20 protein-coding genes are annotated in these 22,414 nt (G+C 42.5%); 9 read left to right on the plus strand and 11 right to left on the minus strand.

Annotated features, from left to right (window positions below; genetic code table 11):
• Window positions 1–288: 288 nt before the first annotated feature.
• From FTT83_RS09280 to FTT83_RS09305, 6 genes are all read right to left on the minus strand, one after another.
• A complete protein-coding gene (locus FTT83_RS09280) occupies window positions 289–1,137 on the minus strand; it encodes a class II glutamine amidotransferase (protein WP_086196422.1) in 849 nt (282 codons plus the stop codon).
• Window positions 1,138–1,331: 194 nt separating this feature from the next.
• A complete protein-coding gene (gene argB, locus FTT83_RS09285) occupies window positions 1,332–2,231 on the minus strand; it encodes an acetylglutamate kinase (RefSeq protein WP_180174607.1) in 900 nt (299 codons plus the stop codon).
• A 10-nt stretch (window positions 2,232–2,241) separates the two neighbouring features.
• Window positions 2,242–3,666: a phosphomannomutase/phosphoglucomutase gene (locus tag FTT83_RS09290; protein ID WP_180043027.1), complete on the minus strand. Its 1,425-nt coding sequence runs from the start codon at window positions 3,664–3,666 to the stop codon at window positions 2,242–2,244.
• Between the two features lie 466 nt (window positions 3,667–4,132).
• Window positions 4,133–4,585 (minus strand): dUTP diphosphatase, encoded by a 453-nt coding sequence (gene dut, locus FTT83_RS09295; RefSeq protein WP_166171142.1) that lies wholly within the window; start codon window positions 4,583–4,585, stop codon window positions 4,133–4,135.
• A gap of 51 nt (window positions 4,586–4,636) precedes the next feature.
• The gene (locus FTT83_RS09300; RefSeq protein ID WP_180043003.1) at window positions 4,637–6,676 is read right to left on the minus strand and encodes a UvrD-helicase domain-containing protein; all 2,040 of its coding nucleotides are present in this window, start codon (window positions 6,674–6,676) and stop codon (window positions 4,637–4,639) included.
• Window positions 6,677–6,813: 137 nt separating this feature from the next.
• Entirely contained in the window at window positions 6,814–7,467 is a 654-nt protein-coding gene (locus FTT83_RS09305; RefSeq protein WP_086196426.1) for an OmpA family protein, read from the minus strand.
• Window positions 7,468–7,715: 248 nt separating this feature from the next.
• On the opposite strand from FTT83_RS09305, the gene FTT83_RS09310 reads away from it, so the two are divergent.
• The 6 genes from FTT83_RS09310 (at window position 7,716) to FTT83_RS09335 (ending at window position 12,248) form a co-directional block, all read left to right on the plus strand.
• Window positions 7,716–8,639 (plus strand): acyltransferase, encoded by a 924-nt coding sequence (locus tag FTT83_RS09310; RefSeq protein WP_180043004.1) that lies wholly within the window; start codon window positions 7,716–7,718, stop codon window positions 8,637–8,639.
• 18 nt (window positions 8,640–8,657) lie between these two features.
• A complete protein-coding gene (locus tag FTT83_RS09315) occupies window positions 8,658–9,710 on the plus strand; it encodes a hypothetical protein (protein ID WP_086196428.1) in 1,053 nt (350 codons plus the stop codon).
• Window positions 9,711–9,832: 122 nt separating this feature from the next.
• Window positions 9,833–10,564, plus strand: a complete 732-nt coding sequence (minC, locus tag FTT83_RS09320; protein ID WP_086196429.1) for a septum site-determining protein MinC — start codon at window positions 9,833–9,835, stop codon at window positions 10,562–10,564.
• A gap of 66 nt (window positions 10,565–10,630) precedes the next feature.
• Complete coding sequence (gene minD, locus FTT83_RS09325; RefSeq protein WP_086196430.1) at window positions 10,631–11,443, plus strand: septum site-determining protein MinD; 813 nt, start codon at window positions 10,631–10,633, stop codon at window positions 11,441–11,443.
• A 3-nt stretch (window positions 11,444–11,446) separates the two neighbouring features.
• Window positions 11,447–11,719 (plus strand): cell division topological specificity factor MinE, encoded by a 273-nt coding sequence (gene minE, locus FTT83_RS09330; RefSeq protein ID WP_086196431.1) that lies wholly within the window; start codon window positions 11,447–11,449, stop codon window positions 11,717–11,719.
• A 241-nt stretch (window positions 11,720–11,960) separates the two neighbouring features.
• Entirely contained in the window at window positions 11,961–12,248 is a 288-nt protein-coding gene (locus FTT83_RS09335; RefSeq protein WP_086196432.1) for a PA4642 family protein, read from the plus strand.
• Window positions 12,249–12,328: 80 nt separating this feature from the next.
• On the opposite strand, the gene FTT83_RS09340 is transcribed toward FTT83_RS09335, so the two are convergent.
• Both FTT83_RS09340 and FTT83_RS09345 read right to left on the minus strand, forming a co-directional pair.
• Entirely contained in the window at window positions 12,329–13,231 is a 903-nt protein-coding gene (locus FTT83_RS09340) for an AEC family transporter (protein WP_086196433.1), read from the minus strand.
• Window positions 13,232–13,384: 153 nt separating this feature from the next.
• The gene (locus tag FTT83_RS09345; RefSeq protein WP_180043005.1) at window positions 13,385–16,462 is read right to left on the minus strand and encodes a DNA translocase FtsK; all 3,078 of its coding nucleotides are present in this window, start codon (window positions 16,460–16,462) and stop codon (window positions 13,385–13,387) included.
• Between the two features lie 285 nt (window positions 16,463–16,747).
• On the opposite strand from FTT83_RS09345, the gene trxB reads away from it, so the two are divergent.
• The 3 genes from trxB (at window position 16,748) to FTT83_RS09360 (ending at window position 19,385) form a co-directional block, all read left to right on the plus strand.
• Window positions 16,748–17,704 carry a thioredoxin-disulfide reductase gene (gene trxB / locus FTT83_RS09350; RefSeq protein WP_180043006.1) on the plus strand — a complete coding sequence of 319 codons (957 nt, stop codon included), beginning with the start codon at window positions 16,748–16,750 and terminating at the stop codon, window positions 17,702–17,704.
• 114 nt (window positions 17,705–17,818) lie between these two features.
• Window positions 17,819–18,550, plus strand: coding sequence for a leucyl/phenylalanyl-tRNA--protein transferase (gene aat, locus FTT83_RS09355; RefSeq protein WP_180043007.1), 732 nt, complete (start codon window positions 17,819–17,821; stop codon window positions 18,548–18,550).
• Window positions 18,551–18,569: 19 nt separating this feature from the next.
• The gene (locus FTT83_RS09360) at window positions 18,570–19,385 is read left to right on the plus strand and encodes an arginyltransferase (RefSeq protein ID WP_180043008.1); all 816 of its coding nucleotides are present in this window, start codon (window positions 18,570–18,572) and stop codon (window positions 19,383–19,385) included.
• A gap of 11 nt (window positions 19,386–19,396) precedes the next feature.
• Here the strand turns inward: FTT83_RS09360 and rimI are convergent, their stop codons facing one another.
• The 3 genes from rimI to tuf form a co-directional block, all read right to left on the minus strand.
• Window positions 19,397–19,855, minus strand: coding sequence for a ribosomal protein S18-alanine N-acetyltransferase (gene rimI / locus FTT83_RS09365; protein WP_180043009.1), 459 nt, complete (start codon window positions 19,853–19,855; stop codon window positions 19,397–19,399).
• Between the two features lie 102 nt (window positions 19,856–19,957).
• Complete coding sequence (locus FTT83_RS09370) at window positions 19,958–20,839, minus strand: metal-dependent hydrolase (protein ID WP_180043010.1); 882 nt, start codon at window positions 20,837–20,839, stop codon at window positions 19,958–19,960.
• Between the two features lie 382 nt (window positions 20,840–21,221).
• Window positions 21,222–22,412, minus strand: coding sequence for an elongation factor Tu (gene tuf / locus FTT83_RS09375; protein ID WP_180043011.1), 1,191 nt, complete (start codon window positions 22,410–22,412; stop codon window positions 21,222–21,224).
• Window positions 22,413–22,414 lie beyond the last annotated feature (2 nt).

The raw sequence follows: 22,414 nt of genomic DNA on the forward strand, positions 1-22,414 counted from the left end.
TGTTCAAATGGCTATTCTACGTTTGATTGGTTTTGGAAAAAAAGAAGAATTTAAGAAAGTGCTAGCAATTTTAAGAAAGAAAAAGCCTGATAGGACAAGGATCCTATGAAATTTGTCGTGTACAGAGTTATATTAGATAAATATAGTACGATTATATAAAAATATCCCGAAGCCAGTAAGATTAAAATCTGGCAATAAAATTTTAAAATATTTCAACCGATTATAAATAATAAAGTCAGATATTTATCTAATAAATATCTGACACTAAAGTTTTATCTGAAATTGCAATCAATATTGATCGGCTTTAGTGATTCGTTTCAATGCCGGATTCAAGCGTTCACGTTCTAAACGCTCAACATGAGTCTGCTGTTTCCGAACCGGTCGGCCATCCTGAAATAAAATCATCTCTCCTGGTACAAAAGCGTTCCAGGTTTCATTTTGGGTTAAAGGTTCTGTGGTAATGACGGCGACACGATCTTCTGGAGTCGTAACCTGACTGAAATCAACTTCAACGTCCAGATCAATCAATTGTGCAGGTTTAAAAGGATATTCACGTACCAGCCAGTGCAATTTGGTAATCGCATACGTAAAGAGTGCCTGACCGTTCGACAGGCAGAAATTAAAGGTGCCATGTTCGGCTATTTTTGGAGAAACTTCAGCCAATAAATCGAACACCTGATCGAGTTTGGGTTCATGGTAACCAAACTTAAGTACCAGTTGATCTAACAAATAACAGAATGCACGCTCACTGTCGGTATTGCCAACCGGAGTAAAACGCCCCGATAAAGTTGGATTAAAGTCATGTAAATCACCATTATGGGCAAAAATCCACTGCCGTCCCCAAAGCTCACGGCTAAAGGGATGTGAATTTTCCAGATTGATTTTACCCTGGGTGGCTTTACGGATATGTGCAATCACATTGCGCGACTTAATGGGATAATTACGGATCAGTTCAGCAATCGGCGATTCAACTGCGGATTGATTATCGACAAAAAGTCGGCAGGCTTTATCTTCAAAAAAAGCAATGCCAAAACCATCACAATGGTCTGATGTAATGCCAGCACGCTGAGAAAAACCACGAAATGAGAAAGTCACATCCGTTGGCGTAGCACAATTCATTCCGAGTAACTGGCACATAATCTTGATCAAACAGCAAATACATGATTTTTCTATTTTGCATGACTGGGCAGAGGGTTGCAAATCTCAATTCACGATAGTCATCACGATTTTATGTATTAAGACAAAATTGAGATTTCAATCATCAGTCTATTGAGCGGGTCAAAATAGACGCCATAAAAAAGCCTCACAAGGAGGCTTTTTAAAATCACGGTTTAATGCTTGGCACGGTTGGTAATTAAAGTTCCTACCCCATGATCGGTAAAAATTTCCAATAAAGTGGCATGTGGAACACGGCCATCAACAATATGTGCGCTGACCACACCACCTTTGACTGCATCTAGTGCACAGCCCACTTTTGGAATCATGCCGCCATAAATCACACCGGTTTCTATTAAACGGTCCACTTCCTGGGTCGTTAAACCCGTCAGCAAGTTCTTATTTTCGTCCAGCACACCGGTGATATTGGTCAACAGAATAAGTTTTTCTGCGCCTAAAGCTTCAGCGACTTTACCTGCCACCAAATCGGCATTGATGTTATAGGTATTGCCTTCTTCATCGACACCCAGAGGTGCAATCACAGGAATGAAATCCCCTTGGGTAAACATTTCCAGAACGTCGGTTTTCACACCAACGACTTCACCCACCAGACCAAGATCAATATGCTTGACCGTGCCATCTTCAGCGGTTTTTTCCATCAATAACTTCTGGGCACGTAACAGGTTGCCATCTTTACCAGTCAAACCAATGGCACGACCACCATGCTGGTTAATCAGATTCACGATGGATTTGTTCACGCTACCGCCTAAAACCATTTCCACCACTTCCATGGTTGCAGGGTCAGTGACACGCATGCCATCAATACGGTCAGATTCGCGGCCTAACTGTTTCAAAAATGAATCGACTTGCGGACCACCACCATGCACCACAATCGGATTCAGACCGACCGTTTTCAACAATACAATGTCACGCGCGAACGAGCTTTCCAGCTCTGGGTCGGTCATTGCATTGCCACCATATTTCACAACCAGCGTTTTACCTGCAAAACGTTGAATGTACGGCAAAGCTTCAGTCAAAACTTGTGCTTTGTCGAGGCCGGTATGTTGATATGGCATTCACCTCTCCTTATTGAGCATCTAAAATGTCTTGTGCGATTTGAGGATATCGGTCACTTAACATGGAAACAAATGTATGTCGAATATCGTTTAATCTTACAGGATTATCCGCATCAAAGCGCACGGTAAAATATTCCCCGGTATTCGATGCCCGAATAATGCCAAATCCATCTTTAAAATCAAGTCGTACCCCATCAATTTTACTTAACTGGGCACCAAAATCCTGACTTTGCATTTCGACATCATGCAATACTGCTTTGGGCTCTATGTTATGCGTACTGATATAAGTATCTTCAGTGCAATAACGTTCCGGATAAGCCTTTAAGGCCTGGGATAGAGTTAAATCCGCCTGCTGACCAAGATATTCCAGTACCCGTAATGCCGCATACAAGCCATCATCATAGCCAAAACCACGCCCGTCATTAAACACATAATGACCTGCATATTCTCCACCAAATACAGCTCTGCCTTTGGACTGCGACATGTAAGTCCGTAAAAAAGAGCTTCCGGTACGAATCATTTTGGCCTGTCCGCCTAGATGACGCACAGTATTCGCCACCATGGTGGAACATTTGACATCAAAAACCACTTCATGACCAGGATGGGTTTTCAGACACATTTCTGAAAATAGCGACAACAACCGGTCTGCGGAGATCGTGGTGCCATGTTCATCAATCAACACGACCCGGTCGCCATCGCCATCCAGAGCAATACCAATATCAGCCTGCTGTTCAAGCACGGTCTGCTTTAACTCTGCCAGATTTTTCTCTTGTGACGGATCGGGTGCATGGTCAGGAAAATGGCCATTGGCTTCACAACGGATAGCGGTCAGCTCACAGCCCAGTTTTTTTAACACCAGGGCTGCACAGCGTCCAGCTGAACCATTCAGGCCATCCAGCACCACCTTAAATGGTCGCTTTAACTGGATATCGTTTAGGAGTGCCTGTTGATATTCAAGACAGTATTTCACCACAATTTCATGCTGAACCGGTTGAATTACCAGATTATGTAATAGATCAAAAGCTGCGCTCGCGCTCTGACCGACCTGTTGAATCATGTCTGGACAGGGTGGTTCGCTCTGAATAATCCATTTAATTCCATTGTCAGTTTTTGGATTATGGCTGGCTGTAATCATAATGCCATTACCGCCAAACTGACGGGCAATAAAATATAAAAGGGGTGTCGAACAACAGCCAATGATTGTGGCATGCAGTCCTTTTTCTTCACATACCCGTCTGATAATTTCTGCATATTGAGGACTGGTTAAACGTGCGTCATAGCCGATAGCCAGCTGTGTTTGCCCAGCCTTGTGATATTGCTCAACCAATCCATAGGCAGTCGCTTGTACAATTTCAGGCGTCAAAAGTGATATTTTTCCACGAATATCATAGGCACGAAAAATTTGTAGAGGAAATTTTTTATTTTTAAAATTCATGATGACATCTTCTACTTTAGAATAACCCATGAAATGAGAATTTCATGGCATGCTGGATTAGCTCAGTATTCACAACCAGTGCATCATCTGATGAAATAAGAAGATTAATATTTAAAAGCATTTCGTGTTATTAAGCAACGGTAAAAGTTTCTTACAATTTTGTTTTAAAAATACTTTATTTGATTGAAAAATAAATCATTTGTGAAATTAGAAAACAAAAGTATTCAAATAACTTTAATTTAAAACAATTATTTACAAAAACAATAAAAATATTTTTAACTGATCCATACATTAAAAATTATTTTGCATTTTAATAATATAATTCATTGTTTATTTGTACTTTTTTTATAAAAAAGCTAATTATTTTAAATAAAATCCTGTTCAAATTAAAGAAAGAAAAAAACCTGATGCCAAACAAATAATATTGTTTGGCATCAGGTTTTGTCATATTTATGCTAAATCAAACTTAGCCTTTACCCGTATGGCCAAAACCGCCTGCACCGCGTTCAGTCGCTTCAAATTCATTCACAATATCAAACTGCGCCTGGACAACAGGAACAAGTACATATTGTGCTAAACGTTCACCCGGTTGCAAGGTAAATGCTGTTTGGCTACGATTCCAAACCGATACCATCAACTCGCCTTGATAATCCGAATCAATCAGGCCGACCAGATTGCCTAAAACAATCCCATGTTTATGACCCAGACCTGAACGGGGCAAAATTAAGCCAGCAAAATTTGTATCTTCAATATAAATAGCCAAACCGGTTTTCACCAATACTGTTTGACCCGGTTCAATGACAGTCGCTTCATCGACACAAGCTCGCAAGTCCAAACCTGCTGAACCCGAAGTCGCATAGGTCGGCATAGGCCACTCATTGCCTAAACGTGTATCGAGTACTTTCACTTGAACTTTCATTTGTTTTTTCCTAATTGCATAGTTTAAATGTTGCATGGTTTAAATCGTGAATTAACGTTTGATTAGCGCGCGTAAATTTTCCAGATAATGCTGGGCTTGCAATTTTGGATCAATATTACCTGCCAGTTTTTTCTTGCGACCTAGCCATTCCAGTTCATCTTGCGGCAATTCATCCAGGAATCGGCTTGGGGTCATCTGTTTCATCTGCCCGCCCGCTTTACGCTGCTCGGCCAAAGTAATCGTCAAACCTTGACGAGCACGGGTAATACCCACATACATCAAACGGCGTTCTTCTTCCACTGTTTCGGCTGCGATCGAGTTTTTATGCGGCAGAATTTCTTCTTCCAGCCCAATCAAATACACATAAGGAAACTCAAGACCTTTGGATGCATGCAAAGTCAATAAATTCACTTTATCGGTATCTTCTTCTTCCTGCTGCTGCTCCAGCATATCCAGCAGTACCATTTTACGAATCACACTTTCAATATTCTTGTCATCAACATCTTCAGCGCGGTTAATCAGGCTCTGAATGCTGCTATACAGCACTTCAATATTATCCAGCTTGGTTTTTTCCTGCGCTGGCGTTGCTGCGGATTCCTTGATGTAATCGATATAGCCTGCTTCCTGCATCATCTGGCGAATAATTGGCACAGGCTCGTCATCATCCAGCAGGTTACGGGTAAAATTACCAATAAAATCATAAAATTCAGCCAGTTGTGTAGTCGCTTTTTTCGGCATTACCATAGTCAGGCGCTGATCACCTGCCGCTGCCAGCAATGACAAATGATTCTCCTGTGCAAATAGACCTAACTTTTCTAAGGTTACAGGTCCAATGGCACGTTTCGGCGTGTTAATAATCCGTAAAAATGCACTGTCATCTTCAGGGTTAATAATCAGACGCAAATAACTCATGATGTCTTTAATTTCTGCACGAGCAAAGAAAGACTGGCCGCCAGAAAGCTTGTATGGAATCTGCATTTGACGCAGCTGTGTTTCTAAAATACGGGCCTGAAAATTACCGCGATACAAAATCGCATAATCCTTCCAGTTTTTTCCATTCATCAGCTTATGGGTGATCAGATCCTTCACTACGCGTTCAGATTCATCATCATCATTACGGCAGGTAATGACCCGAATCGCCTCACCATGGCCTTTATCCGACCAGAGTTTTTTATCAAAAATATGCGGATTATTGCCAATCACCGTATTCGCCGCTTTCAAAATACGGCTGGTGGAACGGTAATTTTGTTCTAATTTAATGACTTTTAAATTCGGAAAATCTTCCTTCAACAAAGCCATATTTTCAGGCTTTGCCCCACGCCAGGCATAAATGGACTGGTCATCATCACCTACCGCAGTAAATTGTCCCATCACACCGACCAGCAGTTTCACCAGAATATACTGTGCGGTATTGGTATCCTGATATTCATCCACCAGCAGATAACGCACCCGATTTTGCCATTTATCCCGGACTTCAGCATTTTCCTGCAACAAACGGGTCGGCATCACGATCAGGTCATCAAAATCCACCGCATTATAGGCACGCAGGTTGCGTTCATAAAGCTGATATAAATGCGCAAACTGGACATCTTCAGTGGTTTCACAGGTGGTATGTGCTTGTTCCGGTGGAATCAGGTCATTTTTCCAGTCCGAAATCATCTTCATTGCCTTGGCAATGAGTTCTTTACTTTCCGCGCCGGATAAATTATCACGGTGCATTAAATCCATCAGGATACGCTTACAATCATCGGCATCCAGAATAGAAAAATTATTTTTTAATGGGGTATGTTTGAGTTCCAATCGGAGCAAATTCAGACCAAAGGTATGGAAAGTTGAAACAGACAGACCTTTGGCTTCTTCACGAGACAATAATTTACCGACACGCTCCTTCATTTCGCGTGCTGCTTTGTTGGTAAAGGTCATGGCCGTGATCCGATGTGCCGGTATACCGCAATTCTTGACTAGATGTGCGACTTTTCGCGTAATTACCGAGGTTTTACCCGAACCTGCCCCTGCAAGTACTAACAAGGGCCCTTGAGTGTATTTCATAGCTTCAAGTTGCTTGTCATTCAGTTGACTTGCCGATGACATAGGATTTCCTCGTGTTAATTGGAGCTCGATTATAGTCATCTCCACCCAACTTGCATAACCTAAAATACAGATTTGACATTCATAAAAAAACCACCCGAAGGTGGTCTTTTCAATTCATCATGAACTTAAATGAAGAATTATTGAACCGCGTAAATGCTGATTTCTACACGACGGTTTTGTTCACGGCCTTCAGCAGTCGCATTTGATGCGATTGGGTTCGCTGAACCTTGACCTTGTGCATTAATACGTGTACGTGCCACGCCCTGACCGGCAAGATAGTTAGCTACTGATTGAGCACGCGCTTGAGATAATGGAATGTTAATCGAGTCATTACCCGTGCTGTCTGTATAACCTGTTACAAGAATACCGCTCTTGTTGTCTTCAGTCAGTGTTTGTGCAACTTTGTTCAAAGTTGCGTAGAAGTTCGGTTTGATATTCGATTTGTTGGTATCAAAAGTAATATTACCCGGCATAATCAGGCCAACAGAACCATCCGGATTACGTGTAACATCTACACCAGTACCCGCCATTTGTTGACGTAATTTTTTCTCTTTATTGTCCAGATATACACCTGTTGCACCGCCTAATACAGCACCGATTGCTGCAGCACGGTTATTTTGAGCGCTTGTATTTGCGTTACTTTTAGAAAGACCATAACCCGCAGCTGCACCCACTATTGCGCCAATTGCTGTTTTATCGTATTCCATACCGCCAATGTTGTTGCCAGTTGTTTGACAGCCTGATAGTGCCAATGCCCCTGCTACTGCTGCTGAAATGACTAGTGCACGCATCGCATGCCTCCTTCTTGTGTTTTATCGTATAGTGGAATAATGAATTAAAAAAAATCGGCATACCATTGATTTTTTGTAAATAACCCATTTATTAGTTACATTTTGTAATATTTCAGCTGAGTGTCAAGAATAACTTCAGCACAATTTCTCCATACTTGTATGAATAGACTTTTTTATTTTAAATTCTACAATTATATTGAATACTAAATAAAAACCTTCGATGATTTTCTTTTAAGGCCTTTTTTTATATGTCATCTCAAAATACCAAGCAACCGATATTAAAAAAAATATCTCGCGGGCTTACTGTCGGATCGGTCATTACTGGAAGTACTTTTTTTCATGGACCACCTGTACTCGCTTTGGGATTAACCAAACTCATTAAAAAATCACGTAAAATAGACGAAACCAACATTCAAATTACCAACAGCTGGCTCAGTGTCAATAATTGGCTGATCGACCATGTATTGCCCAACTTAAAGTGGGATATCACGATTGAGAAAGGTTTAGAGCTCAGTATGCAAGGCCGTTACCTGATGACCTGTAACCATCAAAGCTGGGTGGATACTACGGTAAATCAATATTTTGGTTTAACCCGCATGCCACTTACCCGTTTCTTTACCAAGTGGGAGCTGATCTTTATTCCTTTCGTGGGGCAAGCCTTTAAAATTTTGGGCTTCCCGATGATGAAGCGCCATAGCAAGGAACAGATTGCAAAAAATCCGGAACTTAAAACCCGTGATATGGAAGAATCGCGTAAAGCCTGCGAGCAGCTATTAAGTCAACCTTTTACCTTATTGAACTATTTGGAAGGTACGCGCTTTACGCCAGAGAAGCATACGCAGCAGCAATCACCTTATAAACATTTACTCAAACCTAAAGCGGGTGGCTTAGCCTTGGCCCTCAACATTTTAGGTGACAAAATTGATGCGCTGGTCGACATGACTATTGTTTATCCAGATGGTGTCCCAGGTTATGGCGATTTCTGGCTAGGAGAGGTCAATCGCATTGCGGTGAATTTGCGTAAAATCGATATTCCAGACTGGGTATTAGGTGGTAATTATGAAGATGATGCTGAATATCGTGAACGTTTTCAGCAATGGGTTCATGCGCTATGGACTGAGAAAGACCAACTGATTGAACGCATGCAGCAAGAATTGGCTGCGAAAGCTTAAGTACACGCAAGGAAAAAAATGAAGCAAGACGACCAGATCACATCCCCCACCTTTTCTTTTGTAAAAAAAGGTACTTGGGGATGGAAAGTCGCACTGGGCTATGACATTTTTATGATGATTCTGATCATCATCAACCTGTTCTGCCTGAGTGCCAATGCCATTCTGATGAGTGATTTTGGCGGCTGGCTGTTTGACTTTATTCATCTTCCTGAACTGTTACATTTTTACCGTAACTCATTGCGTCCCTGGGTCATCATTACCGAAAGCTGGTTTACCAGTTTTCTGGTCATTGAACTGCTGGCCCGCTGGGTAATTGCGGTCATTGGGCAACATCATAAGCGCTGGTTTTTCTTTCCCTTTATTCACTGGTACGAAATTCTCTCCATTATTCCGCAGCTGCGTTTCTTACGTTTATTACGTGCCGGGGCCATCGGCTACAACCTGCACCAGCATGGTTATAAAGTCATTCCGGACGCTTGGTATCGGCGGGCTAAATTCTATTACCACATGGTGCTTGAAGAACTCACCAGCCGTATTGTACTTACGGTCTTAGATGGCATAAAACGTGAACTCTCGACCAGTACCACACATAAAAAACTGATTGAAGATCTGGTTGCCCATCACCGTGACATGTTTGCTGCTGCCCTGGCGGATATTTTGCAAGAGTCTTTAGGCAAAGAGCTGCAGGCACAAAAAATCATGATTGCCGAAAATGTCGGCGACATTGTCAATCGTGCCATTGAAGACACCCCTGAACTGACCCAATTATTGCGCCTGATTCCGATTGTGGGGGGACGCATCGAGCAACAAATCCAGAGCATTGGACAACGTTTGGGAGAAAATATTACGCTGGGGCTGATTGAACCTTTTGCATACGGTCATAAAAATGAAAAAAATCTGGCATATTTAGAAATTTCGAATAAAATCAGTCAAATACAATTTGAAAATAATACCTATGTGGAAAACCTGGTGGAATCGGCTGTTTTTGAGAGTTTAGAAGCCATTCGCAAACAGGTAAAAGTAAAACAATGGCAACAAATCCTGGAACAGCATGATCAAGTTAAAGAATGATCATGAAATTAAAAATATTGAAAACGTGGCTAGAGAAAAGCTGCAATTTGTTCTAGCATTTGCTCTATTTACAACATCACTTCGACATAAAATTAATGAGTCAGAAGTCTTAAGGAATAATTATGGCTGATATACGGATTACAGGCAGAATGGTTAATTTTACCCGATTAACTTTTGACACCAATGATCACAATGCAATCCGCCAGCAATTGACTCAAATGCTCCAAGAAACTGCTTCTCATGGCACGCTGGTCATTATTGACAGCACGGTAGAACAGGAACTGATTGCACTGATTCAGCTATTGATCAGTCTGGACTTACAGCCGATGGGCGTGATTGACGGTATTCTTTCCGATGAAGCCCGGGCCATTCAGTTTCCTATTCTGCCCGCAGACAACAAACCTTTACAGCGTATTAAAGCGACCAAAGAACAAGTGGTTGAGGCCAAACCTGAAGTTGACTCTGCCCCAACCCACAGTGCTGAAGAAGAGCCAGTCAAACCAGCTCGTGTCATCAGCCATGTGACCTCTTATCACGATGAAATTTTGCGCACCGGTCAATGCCTGGTTCAGGATCATGGCGATATTATTCTTAACGCAGGAATCAATAGCGGCTCTGAAGTCATTGCTTCAGGAAATATACATATTTATGGTAGCGCACGTGGTAGAGTCATCGCCGGCGCAGGCGGGAATGGTGCAGCGCGTATTTTCTGTCATTCACTGGAAGCAGAACTGGTATCGATTGCAGGGACATATTGTGTGGCAGATGACATTCCACAACATGTCCTGAAAAAATCTGTCCATATTTACTTGAATGATCATCAAGAACTTGTCTTTGAAGTTCTCGAGTTTTAATGTATAAATAAACACCAAAAGCCCCATATTTAAAAAGGGGTTTGAACCATAACAGGAGTGGATTCGGTGGCGAAAATTGTTGTCGTAACATCAGGCAAAGGTGGTGTAGGTAAAACTACTACAAGTGCATCTTTTGCAACAGGTTTAGCCCTTCGTGGTCACAAAACTGTTGTGATCGATTTTGACGTGGGTTTACGTAACCTTGATTTAATTATGGGTTGTGAACGTCGCGTTGTTTATGATTTTGTGAATGTATTGAATAACGAAGCGCGTCTTCAACAAGCACTTATTCGTGACAAAGATATTGAAAATTTATATATTTTGCCTGCATCACAGACCCGTGACAAAGATGCCTTGACCGATGAAGGTGTTGCACGCGTTATGGATGAACTTTCTCAAGAGTTTGATTATATTATTTGTGATTCGCCTGCAGGGATTGAACGTGGTGCCATCATGGCCATGTATCATGCAGATGAAGCGATCATTGTGACCAACCCGGAAATTTCCTCTGTACGTGACTCTGACCGTATTATTGGTATGCTGGACAGCAAAACCAAAAAGGTAGAGCAGAACGAAGGTCGCATCCGTAAGCATCTTTGTATTACACGTTTCAACCCTGAACGTGCTGATAAACAAGAAATGTTAACCATTGACGATATTTCTAAAGATATCTTACGTGTCCCTACACTAGGTGTGATTCCTGAATGTAAGAGCGTACTGCAAGCATCTAACGAAGGTAAACCGGTTATTCTGTTTACTGAAGAAGCTGCAGGTCAGGCTTATGATGACCTTGTAGCGCGCTTTTTGGGTGAAGAACGTCCTTACCGTCATATTGAAGTCAAACCTAAAGGCTGGTTAGCAAGACTATTTGGAGCGTAAGAAATGGCAGGATTCTGGAGTAAACTTTTTAGTAGTGAGGATAAACCATCAAGTGCACAGACTGCTAAAGATCGCTTAAAAGTCATTGTCGCCTCTGAACAGGGTCTAGGCAAACGCTTAAGTCAGGAAAAGATTGACCTCATGAAGAAAGAAATCATGCAGGTGGTCAACCGCTATGTCCGTGGTGTAGATGAACAACACATTCAAATGTCGGTTCGTTCTGAAGCCAATATTGAAATGTTAGAAATGAATATCAATTTGCCTGAAGAGCGATAATCTGATTTTTGATTAGTCAAGCAAATTGAATCAAGGCAAAATATGAGCCTGAACAAAGCACTGCTTTGTTCAGGCGCAAGACGAGAAGCTGTGCTTCGAAGTGCCTGAACAATTTAGGTACTGCTTTAGTCAGCCGCAAGACGAGAAGCTGTGCTTCAAGTTGGCAGGGTCGAGCAAAACCGCTTTGTCTAGCCTCATATTTTGCCTTTTTTATTTTAATCAGTATACCAAGGAGATTGCGATGGCATTATCTCAGCCAGCAACGTTCAATGAAGAATGGTCAGATGAGCGTGTATTTGCCTACTTAACCCAGCTACCTCCTGCAGGCGTTAATGCTGATTTTCATGTGCTTTATCATGCATTCAAGCACATGCGTCCAAATGATTATGAGCGTTTACTGACTCAATTCGTTGCCGATGGCCGTGATGTCAACGCCACCAATCCTGAAGGTCAACGCATTCATGATGTGATTGCACAGTACCCGCGTCAAAGCGAAGGCTTTCTGGAAGTGCTTGCTAAGTTTGCTTAAGTAAAATATAAAAAAGCCTGGCTGTTTGCATAGAACAGCCAGGCTTTTTTATCAAAATAATTTTCTTTTAAACTTTTATTTTAAGGCAGCAATAACATCAATGCGGGAAAAGTCACCGCAAAACAGATTGTCTGCAAACTAATTACAGCCGCCATTAATCGATGGTCACCCTGATATACCCGGGTCAGAATATAAGAAGCTGAAGCTGTCGGCAAACTAAAAAATACCACTAAAATCATGCGTTCTAAATGACTTAAATCAAAAGCCTGGCATACTGCAAATGCCAAAATGGGCATGATGAGCAAACGCCCAAACACATTCATCAATAAACGATAGATATTGATTTTAAACTGGTCAAATTGCAATGCTGCCCCCACTGACAGCAAACCCAAAGGCAAGCTCATTGCAGCAAGTAATTTCACAAGTTGCCCTATGCCATCAATTAAGGGCAGATTCAGCAGATTGAAACCCACGCCAACAATACAGCCGAGAATTAATGGATTTCTTGTAATCGAAATAACTGTTTTTCCAAGTGTGTTCCAGCTCAAACTGGATAATGCCAGTACCGACAGAATATTCACCAAAGGGATCGCGACAGCGATCAGCATGGCAAACATTTGCATGCCTTTCGGTCCAAATAAAGATGCCATGAGCGACAGGCCGATATAGGTATTAAAGCGCACCTGGCTTTGCATATACACGCCAAAACGCTGTACTGGAATGTTATAGATTTTTTTGGCCACAAAAAGAGCCATAGCTGCCAGCAAAATTATCAGGATCAAGATTCCCAGCATGCTCGACACAGTAAGCATCTCTAGCTCGACATGAGATAAATTCAAAAAGAGTAAGCTAGGAAACAAGATAAAATAATTGAGCTTTTCAGAGTTTCCCCAAAATTCATCTGTGACAAAACGTGTCTGTTTAAGTAGATATCCCATTGCAATCAAAATGATCAATGGAAATAGCGCCATGACAATATTCATGCTCTATCTGTATCCTTAATGAAATATTTCAGTCTTTCCCGAGCTGCATGATACTTTTGTTTTTCATGAATATTCACTTAATTTACCTGATATCGTCCAATTGTGCTCAAGAAAAAGGCCTGCATTTGCAGGCCTTTTTCTTGATATCTACACTTAAATTAAAATATCACGTTTACCGTTGGCACCCATACCGCTAACAATGCCATTTTCTTCCATCTGGTCAATGATACGTGCAGCACGGTTATAACCCAGGCTAAACTTGCGCTGTAGCGAAGATGTGGATGCCTTACGGGTTTCCAGCACAAAAGATACACATTGATCATAAAGCGCATCACGGTCCGAACCACCTTCTCCGCCATCTTCAAAACCACGGCTACTTGGCTCTTCATCAAATGGCGTTAAGATTTCATCGACATAGTTTGGTGCGCCACGTTCACGCCATGCATCACAGATACGGTTCACTTCGTCATCGGCAATAAAGGCACCGTGCACACGTTCCGGTTCAATCTTGCCTGGGCCAAGGAACAACATATCACCATGACCTAACAAGTCTTCTGCACCACCAGCATCCAGGATGGTACGCGAGTCAATTTTCGAGTTCACACGCAATGCTACACGGGTTGGAATATTGGCTTTAATCAAACCGGTGATCACATCCACTGATGGACGCTGTGTCGCAAGTAACAGGTGAATTCCTGCCGCACGCGATTTCTGCGCCAAACGGGTAATCATTTCTTCCGCTTTTTTACCCACCTGCATGATCATATCGGCGAATTCATCCGCCACAATGACAATAGATGGCAATGGAGTCAGACGCGGTGCACGTTCGCCCACAACCGATTCGCTGGCTTTCCAGGTCGGGTCAAACAGTTCTTCACCATTGGCAATCGCTTCTTCAACCTTACGGTTATAGTCGCTCAGCTTACGAATTTTCAGGAAAGACATCAGCTTATAGCGACGTTCCATTTCATTGACACACCAGTTCAAGGCGCTGACCGCATCTTTCATGTCGGTCACGACTGGCGTGAGCAAATGCGGAATATCATTATAGTTGGCCAGTTCCAGCTGTTTTGGGTCAATCAGGATCAGACGTAGTTGATCAGGCGTGTACTTCAGCAACATCGATAGAATCATCGAGTTCACCGCAACCGATTTACCAGAACCGGTTGTACCGGCAACCAGCATATGCGGAGCTTTACCCAGTTCGGTAATCACAGGATTACCCGAAATATCTTTACCCATAGCCATGGAAAGAATGCCATCAGAATCATTGAATTTGGGAATCTGTACCAGCTCAATCAAGCGAACCATTTCACGGCTACTGTTCGGTACTTCAATCCCGATATAAGGTTTACCCGGAATGACCTCGACTACACGTACCGATGCCATTGACATTGAACGCGCCAAGTCACGTGAAATATTGGTCACTTTAGAGGCTTTTACCCCCGGTGCCAAATCCAGCTCAAAACGTGTCACTACAGGGCCAGGCTGTGCTTCTATCACTTTGGCTTTCACATTAAACTCTTGCAGTTTAATTTCAAGTAACTCGGATAATCGTGCCAATTGCTCGGCAGTGAAATTCACCTTCTTGTTAGGGTCAACCTTATCCAGCAGCTCCAGACCTGGCAATGGCGGCAAATCACGACGTTTTTGCGCCACCTGCATGGAACGAGACATCGGACGACCCATGGCATCGGTTAAAGGGGCATCCGGATCAAAATCATCTTCATCCAATTCAAGCTCGTCGACAGGTTTTCCAGCCGTTTCCTGCCAAACTTCACGGAAGGCATCTTTATTGGCAGCAATCAACGCCTTTTCATCTTCAGAAATGGTGGATTGCGGCTGCAATTGAGTATTGATTTCTGCACGCACAAAGGCTGAAGATTGGGCATAACTACTCGTAGTACGTGCTGCTACAGGCGCTGCTGGCTCCAAGTGATCCACCGGTAAATTATCTACCAGCAGATCATCCAGTTCATCAAACTCGTCATCCAGTGCGCTATTTTTAGGCGTACTATGATTCAGTGATGGCGATACCGTGATACTTGCAGATGCTGTCAGCATTTTTTCTTCAGGGATGACTACTGCTGGTTCTGGATTCACAGAATTAAATGGCGTATGTACATCTGTTGCAGTTTTTCCACCCGGCACAGCTGCAAGCAATTCATCAAAAATTTCGTCATCATCCCAATCCAGATTTTGCTTCGAGGTCTGCGGAGTCGTTGCTGCAGGTTGCTCATCAACAAATGCCTGAAAATGGTCATGTGGTGTATGGGGTCCAGATTCTTCAGCCGCTTTTAACAGTGCATCAATATCTTGGTTATGATTTTGATTTTCATCTGCATGTAATGCACGCCACACTTCACCTGTAGCCACAACACGATGTGTATTCTGTTCCAGACGATGGGCTTTTTCTAAAATTTGTTCAAATTCCGCCTCATCTTCCTCATCCACCAGTTGTTGCTGCGCAGACTGCTCTTTTTCAACCATGTCATCGAACAGGCGCTCTGCAGCCGGATCACGAACGACTGGTGACAATTCTACTTCCTTATGTTCGGCTACTACTGCTACTTTTTCTGTGGCTGTTTTTTGTTTGTTATTTACCAATGATTTTTTGACTTCAGGATTTGTCCGGTCAAATGCAGATTCGGCTTCAGGCACATTTTTATAAAATAAGTCTTGTAAATAAGCAGGTGTCGCCTTGAGCGTAACCCAGGTTTTGTTCCACTTCACCCCAAATGCAAAGGTGAATAAAACCAGCCAAAACAGCAGCAGAAAAGTCGTTGCACCATAAATGGTTAAAATCTGGGTAAGACTTTGCCCCAACTCATACCCAATGATCCCGCCCGACGAATTATCCAGCGTATCAGCCGGCACTTGCCAATACAGATACAACAGACTTGCTGTCGCCAGTAAAATAAAGAACTGTGCAGCATAGCGAAAAGGTTTATTCAAAAAGCTATACGGCCACCAGACCTGAATTGCCTCAACGAAGAGAAAAATTGGAATGAGCAAACTCGCCCAGCCTAAGAAACCGAACAGTAAATCTGCAATCCACGCCCCGGCAACTCCGCTGGCATTCGATACATGCTGGGTATCACTGGAAATGTGCATCCAGCCCGGATCAAAAGGCGTATAGGTCACTGTTGCAAGGAATAAATAAATTCCAAATGAAACTAAAAATAATGTCTTTATTAAGCGCTGTGCATAAACACTCGACACCGCAGTCATATACTGTCCTGTAACCAATTTTTCATTCATGTTTTTTGTAAGAAACTAAGACAAAATAGTTTCACAATAAACGCGTATTATGCACCTGTTCCACAAAAAAAGATGCAATATTATGTAGTGGCTGCTGCTTAGAAATATACCAGATTGAGTATCTAACACAGCACTGTTGTTCTATATAGCTCAAATCGATTTGCATGATCAATAATATCGACTTTAATCGCACACCACTGTTATACAGTTTCACGTATAATTCCACAAATTTCTAAATAAAAAAGGATGCAGCGGATGAGCGCACGTCACTCAAGACTGATTATTTTAGGTTCGGGTCCTGCTGGCTATAGCGCAGCGGTCTATGCAGCGCGTGCAAACTTGAAGCCTACCCTGATTGCAGGCTTGCAACTGGGTGGACAACTCACTACAACCACTGAAGTAGATAACTGGCCGGGTGATCCTGAAGGTCTGACCGGTCCTGCGCTAATGGAACGCATGCAGGCACATGCAGAACGTTTTGGCACCGACATTGTCTATGACCATATCAATGAAGTTGATTTAAGCGTTCGCCCATTTGTGCTGAAAGGTGATATGGAAGAATTTACCTGTGATGCTCTCATCATTGCCACTGGTGCGACAGCGCAGTATTTAGGTCTTGAGTCTGAAGCTGCATTTATGGGTCAAGGGGTAAGTGCATGTGCAACCTGTGATGGTTTCTTCTATAAAAACCAGAAAGTGATGGTGGTCGGTGGTGGTAACACTGCTGTAGAAGAAGCACTTTATCTTTCTAATATTGCCTCGCATGTGACCCTGGTTCACCGTCGTGATTTCTTGCGTTCTGAAAAAATCCTTCAAGATCATATTTTTGCTAAAGAAAAAGAAGGCAAAATCAGTATTATCTGGAATCATCAGGTCGAAGAAGTTCTGGGCGATGCAAAATCTGGCGTAACTTCTGTTCGTTTAAAATCAACCCAAGATGATTCAACACAAGACGTTGAAGTGACCGGGATGTTCGTCGCCATTGGTCACAAACCAAACAGCGCAATGTTCGAAGGTCAGTTGAACTTGCGTGACGGTTATATCCAGGTCCAAAGTGGTACGGCAGGTAATGCAACTGCGACTTCTGTTGCGGGTGTCTTCGCTGCTGGTGACATTGCTGACAGTATTTACCGCCAGGCGATTACTTCAGCAGGTTCAGGCTGTATGGCTGCGTTAGATGCCGAGAAATATCTAGATGCTTTGGCTGACTGATTTAAATAAATCAATTCAACTCAAAAAAACCGTCCTCTTTGGGCGGTTTTTTTTTGTATGATAAAAATCATAAATGTTTATTGCCAGTTACTCTTCTCGTTCAGGCTGAATCCCATGCATCCATTATCTCCCTCAGACTTCATTTTCCCCGACCCCATCGAGGCTGATCCCGATGGCAAGGGTCTAATCTGCATCGGTGCTGACCTCTCCCCTTCTACACTTTTTGAAGCCTACACCCATGGCTTATTCCCCTGGTTTTCTGAAGGTGAACCGATCTGCTGGTGGAGTCCGGAACCACGATGCATTATCCGTCCGCAGGATTATCATCCGAGTAAGTCATTAATTCGCAACATGAAAAAGTTTGATTATCAAATCACGGTCAATCAGGCCTTTGAACGGGTCATACGCTCTTGTGCCCTGCCGCGCAGCTATGCTGATGACACCTGGATTTCGGAAGACATTATTGAGGGATATTGTCAGCTGTTTGAAGCTGGTTATGGCTATAGTATTGAGGTATGGGATGAAGGCAAAGTCGTTGGTGGATTGTATGGCGTCACCATTGGACACGGCTGTTTTGGTGAGTCGATGTTCAGTACGCAAACCGATGTCTCAAAAATGGCGTTTTATACTTTAATGCTGATTGGACAGGAAAATAATTTGCCCTGGATTGACTGTCAATTGGTCAATGATCATCTACTCAGCTTGGGAGCCTGTACACTTTCTCGGCAAGCATATCTTAATTCGTTACAAGATGTTGTAAAACAGTCCGCTATCGATTGGAAAAAATATCAAGAGGGTGTATTTTCAAGTAAAACAATAGCGCAAAAAGCGCGTTTAATGGAATGAAAATAAAAGAGGGATTGCCATGAATTCGTATCACCCAAAGTCCCTGCTCAATGATTTACAGTATTACATTACGCCACCGCATAACTGTAGTTATCTGGAACAAAAATCGGCACGGATGGTCTTTTTAGATCCTGCCCATCGCATTGATGTGGTCAGCCTGTCTGAACTTTCACGTCTGGGGTTTCGTCGTAGTGGCGATTTTGTCTATCGTCCTGAATGCCATCTCTGCCGTCAATGTTTATCTTGCCGCGTACCTGTTTCCGAATTTGAAATGAACAATGCACAAAAGAAGGCATGGAAACGCAATCAGGATCTGACGGTCAAAATTACCCGCACAGCCGATGCTTCCAACATTCATTATCAGCTCTATGAACGCTACATCAATGAACGTCATGCTGATGGTGATATGTTCCCACCAAGTCTGGACCAATTCGAAAAATTTTTAGTACATAGCTGTACGGACAGTTTCTTTATCGAATTCTGGAAAGATGACAAACTGCTGGCTGTTTCTAGCTGCGATCCGCTAGATGATGGAATTTCTGCGGTCTATACCTTCTTTGATCCTGATGAAAGTCGCCGTTCTCTAGGGGTTTTTGCCGTACTCAAACAGATTGAACATGTCAGAGCTTTAAGTTTGCCTTATGTCTATCTAGGCTATTGGGTTCCGCATTCCGATAAAATGAACTATAAATCGCAATATGTACCTTTGGAACTGTTGATTGATGGGCAATGGCGACGCTTAAACCGCTTGCTGAACCCTGAAGAAATTCAGCAATTGGGCAACTCCCTTATGACGACATTACCTTCGGGCTGGAACAACCCCATCATCAAGTAATGTCACCATTCCTATTTAAACAAACTTGCAAAATCATCTGTGCATGCTTTCACCATAATGATGGCATGCTCTTTTGATCCATCCGGATTTGGATAATAATTTTTACGTAAATCGATTTGATGAAAATCTGCTTTTTCATACAGTTTGATGGCTGCAATATTGGATTCGCGAACCTCAAGAAAAATTTGTACGGGATTATTTTTCAGCATAGCAAGCGATGCATCCAGTAGCTTAAAACCTAGACCTTTGCCCTGCTGAGATGGATCAATCGCCATCAACAGCAAATTCGCTTCATCCAGCACAGGTTGTAAAATACAAAATCCAACCACCCGACCATTTTGTTCAATCACTGTGCTCTGATAACTACTGACAGCTTCTTCAAACTGTTTAACGCTCCAGGGATGGCTTTGGACCAATCTTTCAATCTTTGCTACAGTCGACACATCCGCAGCTTGCATCAAACGAATCATCTTCGTTCATCTTATATAAAATTAACCCTCGCATTATAAAAACTTTGTGATAAAAATCGAGTAAAAAAAAGAGCGATCATTATCGCTCTCTCATTTTTCAGCTTAAAAGGCTAATTTAGCCTTCCATTTTTCCAGTAAACTATGGGTATCGACATCATTCGGATGGAAACCTGGCTTGAAATACAACAACATTTCCTTGCCCATACCGGTAATCACGCCTTTAGATGGACTATAGGCATAGCTATAAATCTCCTGCAGTGAATCAAGGTTAAACTGTTGATCCTGTTTTAAAAGACGTGCAAGGAAATAACTTTGTACGATAAATAAAGTGGCCATTGCAATCACCAATGAAGAAGTGCGCAGAGCATATGACTTCACCCCCCTACCAAAGACTTCTTCGAATACATCATATGCCACTGCTTTATGTTCATTTTCTTCAATTGCATGCCACATCCACATCGTTTTCATGGTTTCATCGGTCATGAGTTCCTGGATATAGGCATTGCTTAAAAGCTGCGATGCTATGGTCGCAGTAAAATGCTCAAGTGCAGTGGTTGCAGTCAAATCCACCATTTCCTGAGTAATACCCACAGGTTTAGCTATTTTCGCCATCAATTTACGTGTGGTCTGAATCACTTTATCAGTATAGCGATCTAAGGTCTCCACATCATGCCCATATCTTTGTGCTGATACATTAAAAGCCACATGTTCCTGAGTATGCATAGCTTCCTGGCCAATAAAGGCAGAGATTTCCTTTTGTAACTCTACATTATCTTTTAAGGCAGGATGATGACGTACGGCACGAACACTGTCGATAAAAAATTTTTCGCCTGCAGGAAACAACGCTGATAGCGCTGTCATAAAGTGTGTCAACCCGGCTGAACCATTCATCCAGTATTCCGGTACGTGTTCAAAATCAAAGTTCATACGGCGTACAGGAAAACTCGCACCGGCACGATTGCTCATATTAACCTTTGCATTCATGATGCTTTACTCCTATCTAGCAACGATATAACTAGATTCACTTTTGTTTTTCTTGATTGTTATATTACGTGTTTAAAAACTTGCTATAAGTGCAGATAGGGTCAGGAAAATATCAGTTTAGGACATGAGGAGGAAAAATAATGATGAGTGAAATTATTTTTTCGACGCAAGGGATACAGCACTGCTTTGTTCCGACGCAAGAGAAAAACTGATGATAAGTAAAATTATTTTTTCGACGCAGGAAAAAACAATGCGTCAAATCACTTCTTCGATACAAGAAATAAGCTAAGGTTATACAAGATAAATTTTAAAAAACGAATTAATAAAATAAAAACCATAAAAAAAGCGTCCCAGAGGGACGCTTTTTTTACACAATCAATACTTATGCAGTTACTTTAGCAACAACACCAGCACCAACTGTACGACCACCTTCACGGATCGCAAAACGTAGACCTGGGTCCATTGCGATTGGGTGAATCAATTCTACTGACATTTCTACGTTGTCACCAGGCATAACCATTTCAACGCCTTCTTTCAAAGAAATCGCGCCAGTTACGTCAGTTGTACGGAAATAGAACTGTGGACGGTAACCGTTAAGGAATGGAGTGTGACGACCACCTTCTTCTTTAGAAAGTACGTATACTTCTGCATCGAATTTAGTGTGCGGCTTGATTGTACCTGGTTTAGCAAGTACTTGACCACGTTGAACGTCTTCACGTTTAGTACCACGCAGAAGAACACCACAGTTCTCGCCTGCACGACCTTCGTCAAGCAATTTACGGAACATTTCAACGCCAGTTACAGTTGTTTTAACTGTGTCTTTAATACCTACGATTTCAACTTCTTCGCCTACTTTCACGATACCTGATTCAACACGGCCAGTTACTACCGTACCACGACCAGAAATTGAGAATACGTCTTCGATTGGCATCAAGAATGCTTTGTCGATTGCACGTTCTGGTTCTGGAATGTAAGAGTCAAGCGCTTCAACAAGAGCAAGAACTGAAGACTCGCCGTATTGACCAGCGTCACCGTTAAGTGCAGCCAAAGCTGAACCACGGATAACAGGAGTGTCATCACCAGGGAAGTCATAAGTAGAAAGAAGTTCACGAACTTCCATTTCAACCAGTTCAAGCAACTCTTCGTCGTCTACAAGGTCACATTTGTTCAGGAACACAAGGATGTAAGGTACACCTACTTGGCGAGACAAAAGGATGTGTTCACGAGTTTGTGGCATAGGACCGTCAGTCGCAGCACATACAAGGATCGCACCGTCCATCTGAGCAGCACCAGTGATCATGTTTTTAACATAATCGGCGTGTCCTGGGCAGTCTACGTGAGCGTAGTGACGAGTTGGAGAATCGTATTCTACGTGTGAAGTATTAATGGTAATACCACGTGCTTTTTCTTCTGGTGCAGAGTCAATTGCTGCGTAATCTTTCGCTTCACCGCCGTAAGTTTTTGCACAGATAGTTGCAATTGCAGCAGTTAAAGTAGTTTTACCATGGTCGACGTGACCAATTGTGCCCACGTTTACGTGTGGTTTGTTACGTTCGAACTTAGCCTTAGCCATGA

This window comes from Acinetobacter sp. YH01018, assembly GCF_013420295.1.
Lineage (GTDB): Bacteria > Pseudomonadota > Gammaproteobacteria > Pseudomonadales > Moraxellaceae > Acinetobacter.

Bases quoted from the DNA above. Each gene is read 5' to 3' on its own strand.
- FTT83_RS09280 (WP_086196422.1), bottom strand. From the start codon at position 1,137: ATGTGCCAGTTACTCGGAATGAATTGTGCTACGCCAACGGATGTGACT.
- argB (WP_180174607.1), bottom strand. From the start codon at position 2,231: ATGCCATATCAACATACCGGCCTCGACAAAGCACAAGTTTTGACTGAA.
- FTT83_RS09290 (WP_180043027.1), bottom strand. From the start codon at position 3,666: ATGAATTTTAAAAATAAAAAATTTCCTCTACAAATTTTTCGTGCCTAT.
- dut (WP_166171142.1), bottom strand. From the start codon at position 4,585: ATGAAAGTTCAAGTGAAAGTACTCGATACACGTTTAGGCAATGAGTGG.
- FTT83_RS09300 (WP_180043003.1), bottom strand. From the start codon at position 6,676: ATGTCATCGGCAAGTCAACTGAATGACAAGCAACTTGAAGCTATGAAA.
- FTT83_RS09305 (WP_086196426.1), bottom strand. From the start codon at position 7,467: ATGCGTGCACTAGTCATTTCAGCAGCAGTAGCAGGGGCATTGGCACTA.
- FTT83_RS09310 (WP_180043004.1), top strand. From the start codon at position 7,716: ATGTCATCTCAAAATACCAAGCAACCGATATTAAAAAAAATATCTCGC.
- FTT83_RS09315 (WP_086196428.1), top strand. From the start codon at position 8,658: ATGAAGCAAGACGACCAGATCACATCCCCCACCTTTTCTTTTGTAAAA.
- minC (WP_086196429.1), top strand. From the start codon at position 9,833: ATGGCTGATATACGGATTACAGGCAGAATGGTTAATTTTACCCGATTA.
- minE (WP_086196431.1), top strand. From the start codon at position 11,447: ATGGCAGGATTCTGGAGTAAACTTTTTAGTAGTGAGGATAAACCATCA.
- FTT83_RS09335 (WP_086196432.1), top strand. From the start codon at position 11,961: ATGGCATTATCTCAGCCAGCAACGTTCAATGAAGAATGGTCAGATGAG.
- FTT83_RS09340 (WP_086196433.1), bottom strand. From the start codon at position 13,231: ATGAATATTGTCATGGCGCTATTTCCATTGATCATTTTGATTGCAATG.
- FTT83_RS09345 (WP_180043005.1), bottom strand. From the start codon at position 16,462: ATGACTGCGGTGTCGAGTGTTTATGCACAGCGCTTAATAAAGACATTA.
- trxB (WP_180043006.1), top strand. From the start codon at position 16,748: ATGAGCGCACGTCACTCAAGACTGATTATTTTAGGTTCGGGTCCTGCT.
- aat (WP_180043007.1), top strand. From the start codon at position 17,819: ATGCATCCATTATCTCCCTCAGACTTCATTTTCCCCGACCCCATCGAG.
- FTT83_RS09360 (WP_180043008.1), top strand. From the start codon at position 18,570: ATGAATTCGTATCACCCAAAGTCCCTGCTCAATGATTTACAGTATTAC.
- rimI (WP_180043009.1), bottom strand. From the start codon at position 19,855: ATGATTCGTTTGATGCAAGCTGCGGATGTGTCGACTGTAGCAAAGATT.
- FTT83_RS09370 (WP_180043010.1), bottom strand. From the start codon at position 20,839: ATGAATGCAAAGGTTAATATGAGCAATCGTGCCGGTGCGAGTTTTCCT.
- tuf (WP_180043011.1), bottom strand. From the start codon at position 22,412: ATGGCTAAGGCTAAGTTCGAACGTAACAAACCACACGTAAACGTGGGC.